Here is a 1,327-nt window from a genome sequence, read left to right as displayed (position 1 = left end):
TGTCCGAACCGGATAGATAGGTAACAGAATGGACCGATAGCATGGGTGACAGTTTTCTTGTCCGCCGGAGGACCGGCGATGGTTTGGCGAGAAACTGGCATTATGGACGAGCGGCTGCGGTTTATTGTGGATTGGCTTTCGGATGAGGAGACGATGATCGAGCTGTGTGCGGCTTACGGCATCTCGCGCAAGACTGGCTACAAATGGCTTGGACGCTATCGCGCGTTCGGTCCGGAAGGTTTGCACGATCTGCCGCGCGCGCCGCTCAATCATGGCCGGGCGACGGCGCTGGATGTGGTGGAGCGGATCGTGGCGACAAAGGAGACGCACCCGCTGTGGGGGCCTAAGAAGATCGTGGCGCGGCTCAAGCGCACGGCTCCCGAGCTGGTCTGGCCGTCAGCCTCGACAGTGGGCGCCATCCTTGCACGACACGGGCTTGTTCGTGCCCGCAAGCGGCCACGCCTGCGGGCCTGCGGCAATGGACCGTGGCCGCAGGCCGAAAGACCGAACGCGGTGTGGACTGGCGATCACAAGGGCTGGTTCCAGACTGCTGACGGATGGCGCTGTGATCCGTTGACGGTGATGGATGCCTCGAGCCGTTACCTTCTGGCGCTCGAAGCGACGGGCTCGACGGCGCACGCCGAGGCCTGGCCGGTATTCGAGCGGTTATTTGAGGAGCATGGCCTGCCGGATCGGTTCAGAAGCGACAATGGTTCGCCCTTCGCGTCGGCCGGCGTCACCGGGCTGACGCCGCTTGCGGTCCGCTTCATCAAGCTCGGCATCACGCTGGAGCGGATCGCGCCCGGCAAGCCGCAGCAGAACGGACGCCACGAGCGCTTCCATCTGACCATGCTGCCACTGGCCAAGGAACCGGAGGCCGACAGAACGGCTCAGGCCAAGGCCTTCGAGGCCTTCCGGCGCAGCTACAATGAGGAACGTCCGCATGAGGCGCTCGCCATGGATACTCCAGCGCAGCATTACCGCCCCTCACAGCGTGCCATGCCAAGAACGCCCTGCGAGCCCGAATATCCGCAAGAGGCCGCGGTCCGACAGGTGCGTCACAATGGCGAGATCAGGTGGAATGGCGGCTTCGTCTATGTCTCGCAATCGCTGGCCGGCGAAGCGGTCGCAGCCTCAGAAACCGAGGATGGACAATGGCTGCTTTCTTTCCATGCCCATCCGCTCGGCATCATCGACACAAGGCGCATGAAGCTTGTCCGCCACAGCGCCGCGCCAACCGAACCGCTTGGCGCTGCGGCGGACGCATAGGGGGAGAACTGTTACCTATGTATCCGGTTCATTCTGTAACCCATCTATCGGCTGGACA

Annotated in this window: 1 protein-coding gene; it reads left to right on the top strand. The window is 63.1% G+C overall.

The window, feature by feature from the left end:
- Positions 1–78 precede the first annotated feature (78 nt).
- Positions 79–1,269: an integrase core domain-containing protein gene (locus tag LB516_RS28785; protein WP_140878695.1), complete on the top strand. Its 1,191-nt coding sequence runs from the start codon at positions 79–81 to the stop codon at positions 1,267–1,269.
- Positions 1,270–1,327: the final 58 nt, after the last annotated feature.

Origin of the sequence: Mesorhizobium sp. CO1-1-7, assembly GCF_020164885.1 — a bacterium.
Classification (GTDB): Bacteria; Pseudomonadota; Alphaproteobacteria; order Rhizobiales; family Rhizobiaceae; genus Mesorhizobium; species Mesorhizobium australicum.
The sequence above is the reverse complement of the archived record's forward strand: the minus strand, read 5'-3'. Positions and strand labels throughout refer to the sequence as shown.

Excerpts from the sequence above, each read along its gene's own strand:
- LB516_RS28785 (WP_140878695.1), top strand. The coding sequence starts at position 79 with ATGGTTTGGCGAGAAACTGGCATTATGGACGAGCGGCTGCGGTTTATT.